A 14296-nucleotide genomic window follows, 5' to 3' on the forward strand; every position below is an offset into this window, starting at 1 on the left:
GAGCGTATCTCGATGTCGAGAATTCGCCCGGGTCCGGCTCAGCGGCGGGCACGCAGGACCGTCAGCGCGATGACGGTGCTGAGCGCGGCGGCCACGGCACAGGCCAGACCCACGGCGTTGAGGCCGCTGGTATAGGCCTGCCGCGCGGCGTCGAGGACAGCGCCCGCGATGTCGGCGGGCAGGGAGCGCGCTGCGACACTGGCGTTCTCGATGCTGGTGGCCGCCGTCCCCGTGACCTCGGCCGGCAGACCGGCCGGCGGGTCGAAGGCACTGGTGTAGACCGCCGAGCCGAGGCTGCCCAGGGTGGCGATGCCGAGCGCGATGCCGAGATCGCCGCTGATCGAGGCGAGCGCGGCCGCCGAGCCGCTGCGCTCCGGTGGCACCGCGCCGACGACGAGGTTGGTGCCGAGCGCGCTGAAGGCGCCGACGCTGGTGAAGATCAGGACGAAACCCGCGATCAGCACCGGCAGTCCACCCACCGGTTCGACCTGGGTGAGCAGCAGATATCCCACCGCGCCGATGAGTAGCGCGGCAGCGAGCACCGCGCCGGGAGGAAACCGCCTGGTCAGCACCGGGGCCAGTTGGGCCGCCAGGATCGAGGCCAGCACCGCGGGAATCATCCACAGCCCCGCGGTCAGCGGCGACAGACCGTGGACGAACTGCAGGAATCCGGTGATGAACAGGTAGGCGCCGCCGTTGCCGAACATCGAGACGAGCTGGATCACCAGCGCCGCCGTGAACGCCGCGATGCCGAACAGCCGCAGATCCAGCAGGGGGCTGACCAGCCGGCGCTGCCGCCGCACGAACACCGCGCCGAGGCCGAGACCGAGCACGACGGCCAGGACCGGCCCGGCCCCGAGACCGTCTCTGGCCGCCTCCTTCACCCCGAATACCAGCGAGAGGACCGCGACCAGGGACAGGGCCGCGCTGGGCAGGTCGATGCGCCCGGCGGCCGGATCGCGGTACTCGGGCAGCACCAGCGGACCCGCGATCAACAGCACGAGCATCACCGGTACGCCGAGCAGGAAGACCGAACCCCACCAGAAGTGTTCGAGGAGCACGCCGCTGACGACCGGCCCCAGCGCGGTGCCGCCCATGAAGCAGCCCGCCCACACCGCGATGGCGCCCGCCCGCTGGTTCGGGTCGCGGAACAAGGTACTGATCAGCGCGAGGGTCGAGGGCATCAGCGTGGTGGCCGCGACGCCGAGCAGGGCCCTGGCCAGGATCAATGCCTCCGCGCTCGGCGCGAAGGCCGCCGCGATCGAGGTGAGGACGACGGCGACCGCGCCGATGTGCAGCAGTCTGCGGCGCCCGATCCGGTCACCGAGGGTGCCCATCGTGATGAGGAAGCCGGCGATCATGAAGCCGTAGATGTCCATGATCCACAGCGTCTGGGTTCCGGTGGGCCGCAATCCTTCCGCGAGGTGCGGGAGCGCGAGGTACAGCACGCTCTGGTCGATCGCGATCAGCAGGGTCGGCAGGGCGAGTACGGCGAGGCCGAGCCACTGTCTGGCTCCGGCCCTGGCCGAGCTGGGTTCGATGATGCTGGTGGACATGGCGATTCCTCACTGGCGCCGGGAGGCGATCCGGCGGGTCAGCGCGCCGGTCAGCTCGATCAGCAGGGTCTCGGTGTAGTCGTCGGTCAGGGTGCCCGCGTCGTCGAAGCGCTCGTGCGCCTGGAAGACGATGACCTCGGGTTTGGCGAGCACGTCGGCGCCGACGCTGCCGAGAATCTGGCGCAGCGCGAGCTGCGCGCGGACCGAACCGAGCGGGCCGGGCGAGGCGCCGACGATGGCGGTGGGCTTGCCGGCGATCCGGGCGCCGTCGGGCATCCGGCTCATCCAGTCGATCGCGTTCTTCAACGCGGCCGGAATCGAGGCATTGTGTTCGGGAGTGGCGATCAGCAGCGCGTCGGCGCGCAGCACGCGCTGATGCAGTTCGCGCACCGCCGCGGGCAGCTCGCCGGCCTCGAGATCCTGGTTGTAGAGCGGCAAGTCGCCGAGGCCGGGATGCAGGTCGATATGCACCGTGCCCGCGCTGAGCTTGGCGGCGGCCCGCAGCAGCGCGGTGTTGTAGGAGTCGGCGCGCAGGCTGCCCGAGAGGGCGAGGACGCGGAATTCCGGTGCGGTGGTGGTCATGTGGTGCTCCTGTTCATCGATTGGCCCACGACGAGCGCGACGAGGGCGATGGCGAAACCCGTGATCTGCCACGGGCCCAGGGTCTGGCGGAAGAGCAGAAAGCCGACGACGGTGGCCACCAGCGGATTGACGGCGGTCAGCAGCGAGACCGAGGTGGCGGGTAGCCGCTGCACGCCGCGGAACCACAGCGCGTAGGCGAGGGCGGTGGCGACGAGGCCGATGTAGGCGTAGCCGAGCAGGTTGGTCGCGGTGATCGTGGGCGGGCGGCCTTCGACGACGAGGGTCAGCGGCAGCAGCATCAACCCGCCGAGGGTGAGTTGCCAGCCCGCCATGGTCAGCGCGGGGACCGGCGGTCCCCACTTCTTGCCGAGCACGATCGCGGTGCCGATCAGCGCGGTCGCGGCCAGCATGGCGGCGATGCCGAGCGGGTCGGGCAGGACCGGCCCCGCACCCGCCATCACTGTTACCCCGAGGGCGACGGCCACGCTGGCCAGCACGACCGCGCGCGGCGTGCGCACCCCCAGCAGCGGCACAGACAGCACCGCGACGATGAGCGGCTGTACCGAACCGAGTGCGGCGGCGATCCCGCCCGGCAGCCGGTAGGCCGCCACGAACACCAGCGGGAAGAACGCGCCGAAGTTGAGCACGGCCAGCACGGTGGTCTTCCACCACCACGCGCCGCGGGGCAGCGTCCTGACGAACGCCACGATCAGCAGTCCCGCGGGCAGCGCCCGCACGGTGGCCGCGAGCAGCGGACGATCGGGCGGCAGCAAAGTCGTTGCGGCGTAGACGGTTCCGAAGCTCGCCGGGGCGACGGCGGTGAGCAGCGCGTCGCGCACCAGTCCGCCCCGGACGACCGGGGTGACCGGCTTCGTAGCGATGGTGGCCATGTCCCTCCCTTCCATTAATCTCGACATCGAGATAGTTGCAAATCAACAATGGCGATGTCAAGTATCTTGATATCGAGACAGATGGGAGGGGCATGTCAGGCCGATGTCAGCCCGGTGTCAGGTGCTCCGGCGACGGTCGTCACCATGAACAGCACAGCAATCGCGGCCTCGGGGCTGCGGAAGGCCTACGGGGACAAGACGATCCTCGACGGCATCGACCTCACCGTCGACGCGGGCGCCATCTTCGCGCTGCTCGGTCCCAACGGCGCGGGCAAGACCACCACCGTGAACGTCCTGACCACCCTGCTGAAACCCGACGGCGGCACCGTCCGCGTGGCAGGCCACGATCTCGCCACCGAGACCAAGGCGGTCCGCGCCGCGATCGGCGTCACCGGCCAGTTCGCCGCCGTGGACGCCCTGCTCACGGGCGAGGAGAACCTGCGCCTGATGGCCGACCTGCACCGCCTGCGCGGCCGCGACGGCAAGCGGGTGGTCGCCGAACTGCTGGAACGATTCGACCTGGTCGAGTCGGCGCGCAAGCAGGCCGCGAGCTACTCCGGCGGCATGCGCCGCAAGCTCGATCTGGCGATGACCCTGGTGACCAAGCCGCAGATCGTGTTCCTCGACGAACCGACCACCGGGCTCGATCCACGCAGCCGCCGCACCATGTGGGAGATCGTGCGGGAACTCACCGCCGACGGCGTCACCATCTTCCTCACCACCCAGTACCTCGAGGAAGCCGATCAGCTCGCCGACAAGATCGCGGTCCTCGACCAGGGCCGCATCGTCGCCGAGGGCACCGCCGAGGAGCTCAAGCGCCGCGTGCCCGGCAGCCACCTGCGGTTGCGGTTCACCGACGCCGCCGCCGTCGCCGCGGCGGCCGCGATCCTGCCCGGCGCGACCGCCGACGCGGAGTCGCTGACGGTCCGGGTGCCCGGTGACGGCGGCACGAAAACCCTGCGCGCCCTGCTGGATCGGCTCTACGCGCACTCGATCGAGGCCGACGAGGTCTCGATCCACACCCCCGATCTCGACGACGTCTTTCTCGCCCTGACCGGGCACGCCACCACGGAGGCCGAAGCACGATGAGCACCACCACGACCCTGTCCGCCGCGCTGGTCGACTCCTCGATCATGTTGCGCCGCAACTTCACCCACATCACCCGCAGCCCGATCACCATCTTCAACGCCGCGCTGATGCCCGTGGTGATGATGCTGATCTTCGTCTACGTCTTCGGTGACGCGTTCGACGTCGGCGAGAACTACATCGACTACGCGGTACCCGGCATGCTCATGCTCGCGGTGAGCTACGGCCTGTCCGGGACCGCGGTCGCGGTGAGCTCGGACATGACCACCGGGGTGATCAACCGGTTCAAGGTCATGGACGTCTCCCGGGGCGCCGTGCTCACCGGGCACGTCGTGGCGGGCATGTTGACCAACGTCGTCGCCATCGCCGCCGTCATCGGCGTCGGCTTCGCGCTGGGCTTCCGCTCGCCCGCGACCGCGCTGGATTGGTTCGGCGCCCTCGGTGTCCTGGTGGCGACGGCCTTCGCGGCCGCCTGGCTCACCGTCGCCCTCGGGATGTCGGCGAAGACGCCCGAGGCGGCGGGGATGTCGGTGGTGCCGCTGATCATGCTGCCCTTCCTGAGCAGCGCGATCGTGCCCGCCGAGAAGATGGGTCCCGGCGTGCGCCAGTTCGCCGAGTACCAGCCGTTCACGCCGATTATCGAATCGGTCCGCGGCTTCCTCGCCGGAAACCCGTCCGGCGGGCACACGGCGGCGGCGCTGGCCTGGTGCGCCGGGTTCGCCGTCCTCGGTTACCTGTGGTCGCGCGCCACGTTCACCCGGCGAGCGTGAGTGCGGCCAGCTCAGGTCCGTTCGTCCGCGTCCCCGCCCGCAGCGCCTCGGTGAAGTCCGCTTCGCCGAGGCGTTCTCGTGTCCGCGCTTCGATGCGGGTCGCGTCCGGGAGCGAGAGGTCCGGCAGCCCGCGCGTCGCGTTGCCCGCCGCGAGCAGGCCGGCGGCCCGCTCGTACTCCCCGGCGCGCAGGGCCAGATCGGCGATGCCGACGAGGATCTGGGCAAGCAGCGGCGCGTGACCCGCCGCCGAGGCCGCGCGGAAGGCGACGCCGTGGTGTTCGCGCGCCTCGTCGAGATCGTCGGCGAGGTAGCCGAGCAGGTCGTGCACCATGGCGGTGACGGTCGGCTGCTCGGCATCGGCGCCGAGGAGTGTGCGGGCGAGGTCGATCCGCTCGCGCGCCACGTCGGTGTCACCGTTCCACCTGGCCAGTTCCGCACCGACCAGGGCCACCTCGGCCAGCGAGGTGGGCCAGCCCGACTGATCGGCGCACCGCTGCGCTTCCGCCAGCGCCGCGGCGGCGGCCGCCGGGTCGTCGAGCAGCCAGTACAGCTGGGCCTGCCGCGCGCGCATCCGGACCAGGTCCTCCACCGCGCCGACCTCGGTGACCACCGCGATGGCCTCCTCGAAAAGTTCCACCGCCGTCGCGAATTCGCCGCGCATGGCCGTACGGTTCGCCAGTTCGGTGAGCGCGAAGGACATGCCCCAGCGTTCGCCGATGGCGCGGAACTCGGTGAGCGCCTGCTCGAGATGCTCGTCGGCCGCCGACCCGTCATGGCCGAGCACGGTGCGCAGCTTCCCCAGTTGCAGCCGGGCCAGGGCACGCACCCACGGATCCTCGTCGGTGAGCAGCGATTCGAACGCGGGCAGGTACTCGTCCGGGCCGCGCAGCATCCGTTCCAGCGCGACGCTGAACCGCAGCGTCGGATGGCCGCCCCCGGCGTCGCGGCCGTGGTGATACGCCCGGTGGATCCAGTCCTCGACCCGGTGTTCGTCATTGCGGCCCGCGGTGAGGAAGTGCACGATCAGGCCGTACACCGTCGCCCGGGTCGCGTCGTCCACCTCGCCGGGCACCGCCGCGGCGGCGAGCACGAATTCGGTGCCCTCGGCCTTGTAGCCGGCCAGCCACCAGTACCAGCCCGCGGCGGCCGCCAGCCGCATCGCCGCGGCGGCGTCGGCGCCCGCGAGCGCCCCGCGCATGGCCGTGGCGATGTTGTCGTGTTCGGCACCGAGCACGCCCAGCCAGGTCAGCTGCTCGGCCCGGCGCAGGTGCGGCTCGGCGGTGGCGGCCAGTTCGGTGAAGTACGTCAGGTGCGCGCGGCGGGTGGCATCGGTCTCGCCGGCCTCGTCGAGCCGGGCGGCCGCGTACTGCTTGATGGTCTCGAGCATGCGATAGCGCGGGTTCTCGTCCTCGGTCACCACCAGCAGCGACTTCTCGGCCAGCGCGGTGAGCAGGTCGAGCACCTCCCACTCCTCGACCACGGTGCTGTCGGCGCAGACCCGTTCGGCTGCTTCGAGATTCGCGCCGCCCGCGCACACCGAGAGTCTGCGCAGCACCGCTTTCTCGGCGTCGGTGAGCAGTTCCCAGCTCCAGTCGACCACCGCGCGCAGCGTGCGATGCTGCGGGATCGCGGTGCGGCTGCCGCCGGTGAGCAGGCGGAACCGGTCGTCGAGGCGGTGCGCGAGCTGATCCGGCGACAGCGTGCGCAGGCGGGCCGCGGCCAGTTCGATCGCCAGCGGGATCCCGTCCAGCGCCCGGCAGATCCGGGCCATGGTGGCCAGCGTGGCGGCGTCGGTCGCGAGATCCTTGCGGACCGCGCCCGCCCGGTCGCGCAGCAGGGCGACGGCGGGCGAGGACTCGATCGCGGCCGGGTCGGCGTCCGCGGCGGGCACCGTCAGCGGTTCGACCTGCCACAGCGCCTCCCCGGTGATGCCGAGCGGCTCCCGGCTGGTGGCGAGGATCCGCAGGCGCCTGCACTCGCCGAGCAGGCGGTGGGCGAACGCGGCCACGGTGTCGATGACGTGCTCGCAGTTGTCCAGGATCAGCAGCGTCTCGCGATCGCGGATCGCGGCGACGAGCCGGTCCATCGGATCGGTGTTCGGGGCGTCGCCGAGCAGCGCGTCGCGCAGGCCGAGGGCGGCGAAGGCGGTCTGGGCCAGGTCGCCGCCGCCGTCGGTGGCCGCCAGTTCCACCAGCCAGGCGCCGTCGGGCAGGTCGGCGAGCATGGTCCGGGCGGTCTCCACCGCGAGGCGGGTCTTGCCGGAGCCGCCGGGCCCGGTGACGGTGGTGAGCCGGTGCGCGGCGATGAGTTCGCGGACGGCGGCGATGTCGGCGCGCTTGCCGACATAGCTGGTCAGTTCCGCGCGCAGGTTCGTCGTGCGCTCGGTCGGGCGCGCGCCGATCTCCCCGCGCAGCAGCGCCACGTGCAGCTCGGACAGCTCCGGTGACGGGTCGACGCCCAGTTCGTCGGCCAGCGCCTCCCGCGCGTTCTGGTACACCACCAGCGCCTCGGCACCGCGCCCCGCGGCGCCCAGCGCCCGCATCAGCGCGCCGACCAGTCGTTCCCGCACCGGGTGCTCGGCCACGAGATCGGTGAGCTCGGCGACCAGCCCGGCGCCGCGGCCGAGGCGGATCTCGGCCTCGTAGCAGTCCTCGGTGGCGGCCAGGCGCAGCGCGTCGAAGCGCGCGATGACCGCGCCGAAGGTCTCGTTCTCGCCCACGTCCGGCAGCGGCGCGCCGCGCCACAGCCCGATGGCCTCGCGCAGCAGCTCGGCCTGGCGCGCGTCGTCGCCGCCGCGAGCCCGGTCCAGGAGCTGTTCGAAGCGCACCGCGTCGACCGCGTCGGGCGCGACGGCCAGCTGGTAGCCGCCTGCCCGCACCTCGATCGCGCCGTCGGGCAGCAGCCTGCGCAGCCGGGAGACCAGGGCCTGCAGGGCATTCGCCGCGTCGGCGGGTGGCTGTTCGCCCCAGATCAGGTCGACCAGTCGCGACTTCGCGATCGCGCGGCCCGGCTCGAGCGCCAGGGCGATCAGCAGCGTGCGCAGGCGAGCGCCCGGTATCGCTATCGACCCACCGTCCTGCGTTCGGATCTCCAGCGGTCCAAGCATTCCGATCTGCACCCGGCCCATTGTGCCCTGCACGTCAACGGCACGCCCGCCGTGGTGGACAGCTGTCCGAGTTCGGCCGCGCCGGTGTCAGCGCGGGCGTCAGGTTCGTGTCAGGCCGGTATCAGCGGGGCCCGCGACAGTAGTGCCATCAACCGAACAGCACCCACCGAGGAGCCCACGATGTACACCTTCCCGACCGCCGCCCCGATCGCCGTCGCCATCGATGTCCTGTCCGCGGGCGTCACGGTGATCGCCTCCGATCGGGCCGACGCCGTCGTCCAGGTCGCGCCCGCCGATCCCGGCAAGAAGGCCGACGTGCGCGCCGCCGAGCAGACCGTGGTCGACTTCGCCGACGGCGTCCTCACGGTCGTGACCCCGAAGTCCTGGCGCACCAGCACCCCGTTCGGCGGCAATCCGTCGATCGAGGTCAGCATCGCCGTCCCCACCGGCTCCCGGCTGACCGGCACGGTCGGCGTCGGCCAGGTGCTCGGCATGGGCGAGCTCGGCGCGTGCGACCTGTCGGTCTCCCTCGGTGACATCGTCATCGAGCGCCCGCTGGGCTCGGTGACCGCCAAGACCGCCAAGGGCGACATCCGCATCGGCGAGGCGGCGCGCGGCGAACTGCGGCTGGAAGCGGCCGCGGGTGAGCTCGAAGTGGGCATCCGCCCCGGCAGCTCGGTGCGCCTGGAGACCACCACCACGCTCGGCACCGTGCGCAACCTGATGGACGCTGTCGTCGCCGCGCCCTCTGACGACCTGGTGCGCGTCATCGCGCGAACCTCCTCGGGCGACATCACCATCCGGCACACCGTCGCCGCGTGAGCGTGACCGCCACGGGCCGCGCCCGATCCGCGCGCGGCCCGTGCTTTCGCCGGACCCGATGTCAGCGCCGTATCAGGTCGGTGTCAGCCACGCGGGCCACAGTTCTCGACAACACACCGCGACTCCTCTCGGCAAAGGACCACTCATGAACGCCACACACCCTGTCCCGCAAGGCCTTCCGCAGGATCGCGACGCCGGACCGTTCGACCCGCCCCGCGCGATCACCGCATTGCGCGAGGCTCGCCCCGTCAGTCCGCTGCGTTTCCCCGACGGGCACGAGGGCTGGCTCGTCACCGGCTACGAGGCGGTGCGCACGCTGATGGCCGACACCCGATTCAGTTCGCGCCAGGACCTCGGCATCGTCCACGTGCCCTACGAGACGCCGGGCATGCCCGCGCAGACCGAGCCGTCGCCGCAGATCCCCGGCCTGTTCATCGCCATGGACCCGCCGGACCACACCCGGCTGCGGCGCAAGCTCACCGGCACCTTCACCGTCCGGCGGATGCGCCAGCTCGAGGAGCACATCGCCGAGGTCGTCGAACGCCAGCTCGACGAGATGGCCGCGATGGCGCCGCCGGTCGACCTGGTCACCGCGTTCGCGCTGCCGGTGCCCTCGCTGGTGATCTGCGAATTGCTCGGTGTCCCTTACGAAGACCGCGCCACCTTCCAGGACAACACCGCCAAGTTCCTGGTCCGGGACCAGGAACTGGACGAGAAGATGGCCGCCTACGGCGCGATGACCACCTACCTGGCCGGCCTGGTCACCCACAAACGCGCCGAACCGACCGAGGACATCCTGTCCGATCTGGCCCGTGACGAGGACCTGGGCATCGAGGAACTGGTCGGCATCGCCTTCCTGCTCTTGCTGGCCGGCCACGAGACCACCGCGAACATGTTGGCGCTCGGCACTTTCGCGCTGCTCGAGCACCCCGACCAGCTGGCCGCCCTGCGCGCCGACGCCGAGCTGATGCCGGGCGCCGTCGAGGAGCTCATGCGCTACCTCTCGGTCGCCGACATCTTCTACCGCTACGCCACCGAGGACATCGGACTGTGCGGCGAGACGATCACCGCGGGCTCGACTGTCGTCGTCTCCCTGCTGGCCGCAAATCGCGACCCGCTGCGCTTCGACGACCCCGACGCCCTCGACGTGCGCCGCACCGCCCGCGGCCACGTCTCGTTCGGCCACGGCGTGCACCAGTGCCTCGGCCAGCAGCTGGCCCGCATCGAGATGCGCGCCGGTTTCGCCGGCCTGCTGCGCCGCTTCCCGACCCTCGAGCTGGCCGTGCTCGCCGACGAGGTGCCGCTGCGCTCCGACATGAACATCTACGGCGTCCACGAACTGCCCGTCACCTGGGAGGTTCAGCCGTGACCACGATCCGCGTCACGGCCGACCGGGACCGCTGCATCGCCGCGGGCATGTGCGCCCTGCTCGCGGGCACGGTCTTCGACCAGGACGACACCGACGGCAGAGTGCTCCTGCTCGACCCCACCCCGGCTACGGACCACGCCGCGGTCCGCGAAGCGGTGGAAACCTGCCCGTCAGGGGCCCTCACCCTCGACGAGTCCTGACCCTCACCACTCGGCCGGTTCGGCTTCGCGCAGGCGGCGGTGGGTGCGGTCGATCCAGCCGGTGAAGCCGGCCGTGAGATCGGGGGTGGTGGCGGGGCGGACCTTGACCCGTTCAGGAGTGCGGACTCGTCGCGGCGGGCGCGTCGCCACCTTGTCGACCGTCAGGTTGGTCGTGGTGATGCCTGCCGTGTAGCCGTTCGACATCACCCAACTGCACCCGCGCCATTTGGTCCCGCCCGCGCCGTCATAGTCCGCGTTGTTGTTCGAGCTGGCCTTGTGCAACCCCTCCGAATCCAGCACCGACTTCGGATTGTCCTTGCACGGATCGAACCCTGCGGGCACCTCGGAAGCCGTCGCCTGCCCACTCGCCGTGCTGGTTCCCGACGCACCTTCCCCGTCGGACGTCCCGCATCCGGTCGCCGGGATCAGGCGGTTCCATTTACATCTACTTAGGGCTAACGTTCAGCTCTTCCAACACGCGCTCATAACTATCGATATACACCATATACGAATTTTCGTTTGGGTTCCCGAACAATGCCATCAGATCAGCCAGCGCATCACGCTCGGTCGGACTGATAGAAATTTTGTCCTTCACCAGGCTGGCGCATAGATTGTCAATCAGTAATGTCCACTCACCAACTTCGCTGTAAGTTTGGCACTGCGCCAAAACTTCGGGCCGCAGACGGTTCGCGAACCGTTCTAGTAGGGCCGTGGAATCGTTGCCCATCTTCACATATCGGGCCTTCTGCTCCGGAGTGAGTTGTTGCCTCATACGCCTCGCGCTCGGCCTATCATCGGAATCCGGTTGTCGCCTAACTTTACTTGATCGGGTTGCCATTTTCGTCGTTCTTATTTACGCCCGGAGCGTTTTCCGAATACCCTGTGACGATGCTACCCGACTGATCCACGATAACCTCGATAAGAACGCCATCTCGCGACCCGGTAGAACCGGCGCTGGAAGATATAGCTTCAATTTGGCTAGCTGAACATCCCGCGATCTCACTCTCTGACGCGTCTCGACGTCACCAATTCTGTCGCAGTCGCTTCAGGTCTCCTACATTTCTGTCATTACTCATGGCTTACGTCCGGGGAGGAACCGCCGCCCCGGACTACGCATGCGGAGCAAGGGGTGCAAAAGTCCCCTGGTCACCGCGAGTGACCAGGGGACTTCCGATCCAGGCGTCAGCTCTTGACGAGCTCAGGGGCCGACGGCTCTTCGGCGTCCTGGGCGCCGTGCGCTCCGTGGGGGTTGGCGGAGCGGTTGGGGAGCAGGATGGCCATGGCGATGACGATCAGGGCCAGGGCGGCCGAGACCAGGAAGGCCAGGCGCATACCGTCGAGGGCGGCGGTCGTCGGGTCGGTGCCCTCGTCGATGAGCGAGGTGCTGCGGGCGGACATGACCGTCACCACCAGCGCGGTGCCGAAGGCCGCCGCGACCTGCTGCAGGGTGCCCAGCATCGAGCTGCCGTGCGAGTACAGGTGCATCGGCAGGGCGCCGAGGCCGAGGGTGAACACCGGGGTGAACGCCGCGGCCAGGGAGACCATCAGCAGGATGTGCAGGCCGAGCAGCTGCCAGTACGGCATGGACAGCGAGATCTGGGTGAATCCGGCCAGCGAGACCGCGATGCCGATGGAACCGGGGATCACCAGCACGCGGCCGCCGAACTTGTCGAACAGTTTGCCGACGGTCGGGCCGAGCAGACCCATCGCCAGACCACCGGGCATCACGAGCAGGCCGGTCTCCAGCGGGCTCAGCTGCCGCAGGTTCTGCAGGTACAGCGGCAGCAGGATCATCGACCCCATCATCGCCAGGAACGCGACGGCCATCAGCACCAGCGCCTTGGCGTAGGTGCCCGACAGGAACACCCGCAGGTCGAGCAGCGGAGTGCCGTTGCGCTGCAACTGGAGCTGGCGCAGGGCGAACGCGGCCACCAGCACCACACCGCCCGCGACGATCAGGCTCGCGGTGGTGTAGCTGCCGCCGTGGAACTGGCTCAGGCCGTAGACGAGTCCGCCGAAGCCGAGCGCGGCCAGCGCGACGCTGAGCACGTCGATCGAACCGGCCTCCGGCTCACCGACGTTCTCCAGCTGCCGCAGGCCCAGCCAGGTGACCACCCCGGCGATCGGCAGCATGATCACGAACAGCCAGCGCCACGAGGCGACCTGCAGGATCAGGCCGGAGATGACCGGGCCCATCGCCGGGGCGACCGAGATGGCCAGGGTGACGTTGCCCATCACCTTGCCGCGGTCCTGCTCGGCGACCACGGTCATCAGCGTGGTCATCAGCAGCGGCATCATCACCGCGGTGCCACCGGCCTGGATGATCCGGCCGATCAGCAGCACGGCGAAGGTCGGGGCCAGCGCCGAGATGACGGTGCCCGCGATGAACACGCCCATCGCGGTCGCGTAGGCCTGCCTGGTGCTGACCCGCTGCAGGAACCAGCCGGTGGTGGGGATGATGGCGGCCATCGTGAGCATGAACGCGGTGGAGACCCACTGCGCGGCCACCTCGGTGACGTGCAGATCGGCCATCAACCGGGGGATGGCGTTGATCATGATGGTCTCGTTGAGGATCACCACGAAGGTCGCGAGGACGAGTACCCGGATGACGAGCGGTGTCCCACCCTTCTTCGGTGTGGAGAGATCGGCTGGCATCGGGGGTACCTCCATGGGCAACGATTGGGGCGGGGCGCGTGGCGGCCCGATGCCGAGTCACAGACGGTGGGTCCTCGGCACCTCATGAGCAGAGACGGGGTTCGTCGTTCCAACTCATCGGGCGCGGGCCAGTATTCCGGTCCCCACCGACAGGAATCACCTCATTTTCGATCCGGGTATCTGTGACGCATGACCGATATCCGCAGGTGGTGTACGTCATTGTCCGTGTCTCGAATCCGTCGGTGACCCTGGTCACCCTCGGTGTCGAAGCCGTAGAGCCGGGGCGTGGCGGGGTGTCCGCACCCACGTCGCGGGGTATACCGGGGTGGTGACTGCATCGAGACTGTGGCTTGCTGTGGTGTGTGCTCTCGTCGCCGTGCTCGGCGGCGCCAACGCGAATGCCGATCCCGGCGCGCGGGTCGCGGGAGAGGTGCCGTTGGGCGGCCGCGCGGTCCAGCTCGATGTGTACTCCCCGGCGATGGGCCGGGTGATCCAGAACCGGGTGATCAAGGCGGCGGGCGCCGGCGCGCCGACGGTGTATCTGCTCACCGGCGCCGGGGGCGGCGCCGACGGGATCTCCTGGTGGGACGACACCGACGTGCGTGGCTTCTTCGCCGACAAGTTCGTCAACGTGGTGATGCCGGTGGGCGGCGCGTTCACCCTCTACACCGACTGGATCTCCGAGGATCCGAGCCTCGGCCGCCCGCGCTGGGAGACCTACCTGACCCAGGAACTGCCCGAGGTGATCGACGGCGCGCTCGGTGCCAGCGGTCGCAACGCCATCGTCGGGGTGTCGATGAGCGCGGCCTCCGCGCTGGACCTGACCATCCAGGGCGGCCCGCGCTTCGACGCGGTCGCGGCGCTGAGCGGCTGCCCCTGGTCGGCGGATCCGGCCGGGATCGGGCTGGCCAGCGCCGTCGCCGTTCGCGGCGGTGGCAACCCGGGCAACATGTGGGGCCTGCCCGGCGGACCGGGCTGGCGCGCCCACGACGTGTTCGCCAACGCGGGCAGGCTCGCGGGCAAGACGATCTTCCTCGCCGCGGCCACCGGCATTCCCGGCCCCAACGATCACGGCCTGCCGATGCCGCCGGTGGAGGCCATCGCGGGCGCCTGCACCGCCGCCTTCGCCGGCCGCCTCGCCCAGCTCGGCATTCCCGCCACGCACGTCCACCGGCCCACCGGTTCGCACACCTGGGGGCAGTTCGAGACCGACCTGCACGAGGCGTGGCCGCACCTGGCCGCGCGCATCGGCGCCTGAAT

Annotated in this window: 13 protein-coding genes; 6 read left to right on the top strand and 7 right to left on the bottom strand. The window is 70.2% G+C overall.

The genetic code is table 11. From position 1 onward, the window contains the following. Positions 1–38: 38 nt before the first annotated feature. From AB0H56_RS02815 to AB0H56_RS02825, 3 genes are read right to left on the bottom strand one after another with little or no spacing between them, the layout of a single operon-like run. On the bottom strand, positions 39–1556 hold the full coding sequence (locus AB0H56_RS02815; RefSeq protein ID WP_357156386.1) for an MFS transporter: 1518 nt from the start codon (positions 1554–1556) through the stop codon (positions 39–41). A 9-nt stretch (positions 1557–1565) separates the two neighbouring features. Then, positions 1566–2138, bottom strand: a complete 573-nt coding sequence (locus AB0H56_RS02820; RefSeq protein WP_357156388.1) for an NADPH-dependent FMN reductase — start codon at positions 2136–2138, stop codon at positions 1566–1568. Continuing rightward, on the bottom strand, positions 2135–3028 hold the full coding sequence (locus AB0H56_RS02825) for an EamA family transporter (RefSeq protein WP_357156390.1): 894 nt from the start codon (positions 3026–3028) through the stop codon (positions 2135–2137). The genes AB0H56_RS02820 and AB0H56_RS02825 overlap by 4 nt, the downstream gene beginning before the upstream one ends. 144 nt (positions 3029–3172) lie before the next feature. Between AB0H56_RS02825 and AB0H56_RS02830 the strand changes: the two genes are divergently transcribed. Then, positions 3173–4117: an ATP-binding cassette domain-containing protein gene (locus AB0H56_RS02830; RefSeq protein WP_357156392.1), complete on the top strand. Its 945-nt coding sequence runs from the start codon at positions 3173–3175 to the stop codon at positions 4115–4117. Continuing rightward, entirely contained in the window at positions 4114–4884 is a 771-nt protein-coding gene (locus AB0H56_RS02835) for an ABC transporter permease (protein WP_357156394.1), read from the top strand. Before AB0H56_RS02830 ends, AB0H56_RS02835 begins: the two co-directional genes overlap by 4 nt. Here the strand turns inward: AB0H56_RS02835 and AB0H56_RS02840 are convergent. After that, positions 4868–8011, bottom strand: coding sequence for a BTAD domain-containing putative transcriptional regulator (locus tag AB0H56_RS02840; RefSeq protein WP_357157829.1), 3144 nt, complete (start codon positions 8009–8011; stop codon positions 4868–4870). The two genes, AB0H56_RS02835 and AB0H56_RS02840, sit on opposite strands and share 17 nt — an antisense overlap. Before the next feature lie 159 nt (positions 8012–8170). Here AB0H56_RS02840 and AB0H56_RS02845 point away from each other — a divergent pair, with 159 nt between their 5' ends. The 3 genes from AB0H56_RS02845 to AB0H56_RS02855 all read left to right on the top strand — a co-directional run bounded on the left by AB0H56_RS02845 (position 8171) and on the right by AB0H56_RS02855 (position 10381). Beyond that, complete coding sequence (locus AB0H56_RS02845; RefSeq protein WP_357156396.1) at positions 8171–8812, top strand: hypothetical protein; 642 nt, start codon at positions 8171–8173, stop codon at positions 8810–8812. 145 nt (positions 8813–8957) lie between these two features. Then, the gene (locus AB0H56_RS02850; protein ID WP_357156398.1) at positions 8958–10181 is read left to right on the top strand and encodes a cytochrome P450; all 1224 of its coding nucleotides are present in this window, start codon (positions 8958–8960) and stop codon (positions 10179–10181) included. Beyond that, positions 10178–10381 carry a ferredoxin gene (locus AB0H56_RS02855; protein ID WP_357156399.1) on the top strand — a complete coding sequence of 68 codons (204 nt, stop codon included), beginning with the start codon at positions 10178–10180 and terminating at the stop codon, positions 10379–10381. The genes AB0H56_RS02850 and AB0H56_RS02855 overlap by 4 nt, the downstream gene beginning before the upstream one ends. A gap of 3 nt (positions 10382–10384) precedes the next feature. On the opposite strand, the gene AB0H56_RS02860 is transcribed toward AB0H56_RS02855, so the two are convergent. The 3 genes from AB0H56_RS02860 to AB0H56_RS02870 form a co-directional block, all read right to left on the bottom strand. Continuing rightward, a complete protein-coding gene (locus tag AB0H56_RS02860) occupies positions 10385–10810 on the bottom strand; it encodes a DUF3558 family protein (RefSeq protein WP_357157832.1) in 426 nt (141 codons plus the stop codon). A 16-nt stretch (positions 10811–10826) separates the two neighbouring features. Further along, entirely contained in the window at positions 10827–11108 is a 282-nt protein-coding gene (locus AB0H56_RS02865) for a MafI family immunity protein (RefSeq protein WP_357157835.1), read from the bottom strand. 455 nt (positions 11109–11563) lie between these two features. Then, complete coding sequence (locus AB0H56_RS02870; RefSeq protein ID WP_357156401.1) at positions 11564–13036, bottom strand: MDR family MFS transporter; 1473 nt, start codon at positions 13034–13036, stop codon at positions 11564–11566. 328 nt (positions 13037–13364) lie between these two features. Here AB0H56_RS02870 and AB0H56_RS02875 point away from each other — a divergent pair, with 328 nt between their 5' ends. Continuing rightward, a complete protein-coding gene (locus tag AB0H56_RS02875; protein WP_244198416.1) occupies positions 13365–14294 on the top strand; it encodes an alpha/beta hydrolase family protein in 930 nt (309 codons plus the stop codon). Positions 14295–14296: the final 2 nt, after the last annotated feature.

This window comes from Nocardia sp. NPDC050717, assembly GCF_040654275.1.
GTDB lineage: Bacteria > Actinomycetota > Actinomycetes > Mycobacteriales > Mycobacteriaceae > Nocardia.

Excerpts from the sequence above, each read along its gene's own strand:
- AB0H56_RS02815 (WP_357156386.1), bottom strand. The coding sequence starts at position 1,556 with ATGTCCACCAGCATCATCGAACCCAGCTCGGCCAGGGCCGGAGCCAGA.
- AB0H56_RS02820 (WP_357156388.1), bottom strand. The coding sequence starts at position 2,138 with ATGACCACCACCGCACCGGAATTCCGCGTCCTCGCCCTCTCGGGCAGC.
- AB0H56_RS02825 (WP_357156390.1), bottom strand. The coding sequence starts at position 3,028 with ATGGCCACCATCGCTACGAAGCCGGTCACCCCGGTCGTCCGGGGCGGA.
- AB0H56_RS02830 (WP_357156392.1), top strand. The coding sequence starts at position 3,173 with ATGAACAGCACAGCAATCGCGGCCTCGGGGCTGCGGAAGGCCTACGGG.
- AB0H56_RS02835 (WP_357156394.1), top strand. The coding sequence starts at position 4,114 with ATGAGCACCACCACGACCCTGTCCGCCGCGCTGGTCGACTCCTCGATC.
- AB0H56_RS02840 (WP_357157829.1), bottom strand. The coding sequence starts at position 8,011 with ATGGGCCGGGTGCAGATCGGAATGCTTGGACCGCTGGAGATCCGAACG.
- AB0H56_RS02845 (WP_357156396.1), top strand. The coding sequence starts at position 8,171 with ATGTACACCTTCCCGACCGCCGCCCCGATCGCCGTCGCCATCGATGTC.
- AB0H56_RS02850 (WP_357156398.1), top strand. The coding sequence starts at position 8,958 with ATGAACGCCACACACCCTGTCCCGCAAGGCCTTCCGCAGGATCGCGAC.
- AB0H56_RS02865 (WP_357157835.1), bottom strand. The coding sequence starts at position 11,108 with ATGGGCAACGATTCCACGGCCCTACTAGAACGGTTCGCGAACCGTCTG.
- AB0H56_RS02870 (WP_357156401.1), bottom strand. The coding sequence starts at position 13,036 with ATGCCAGCCGATCTCTCCACACCGAAGAAGGGTGGGACACCGCTCGTC.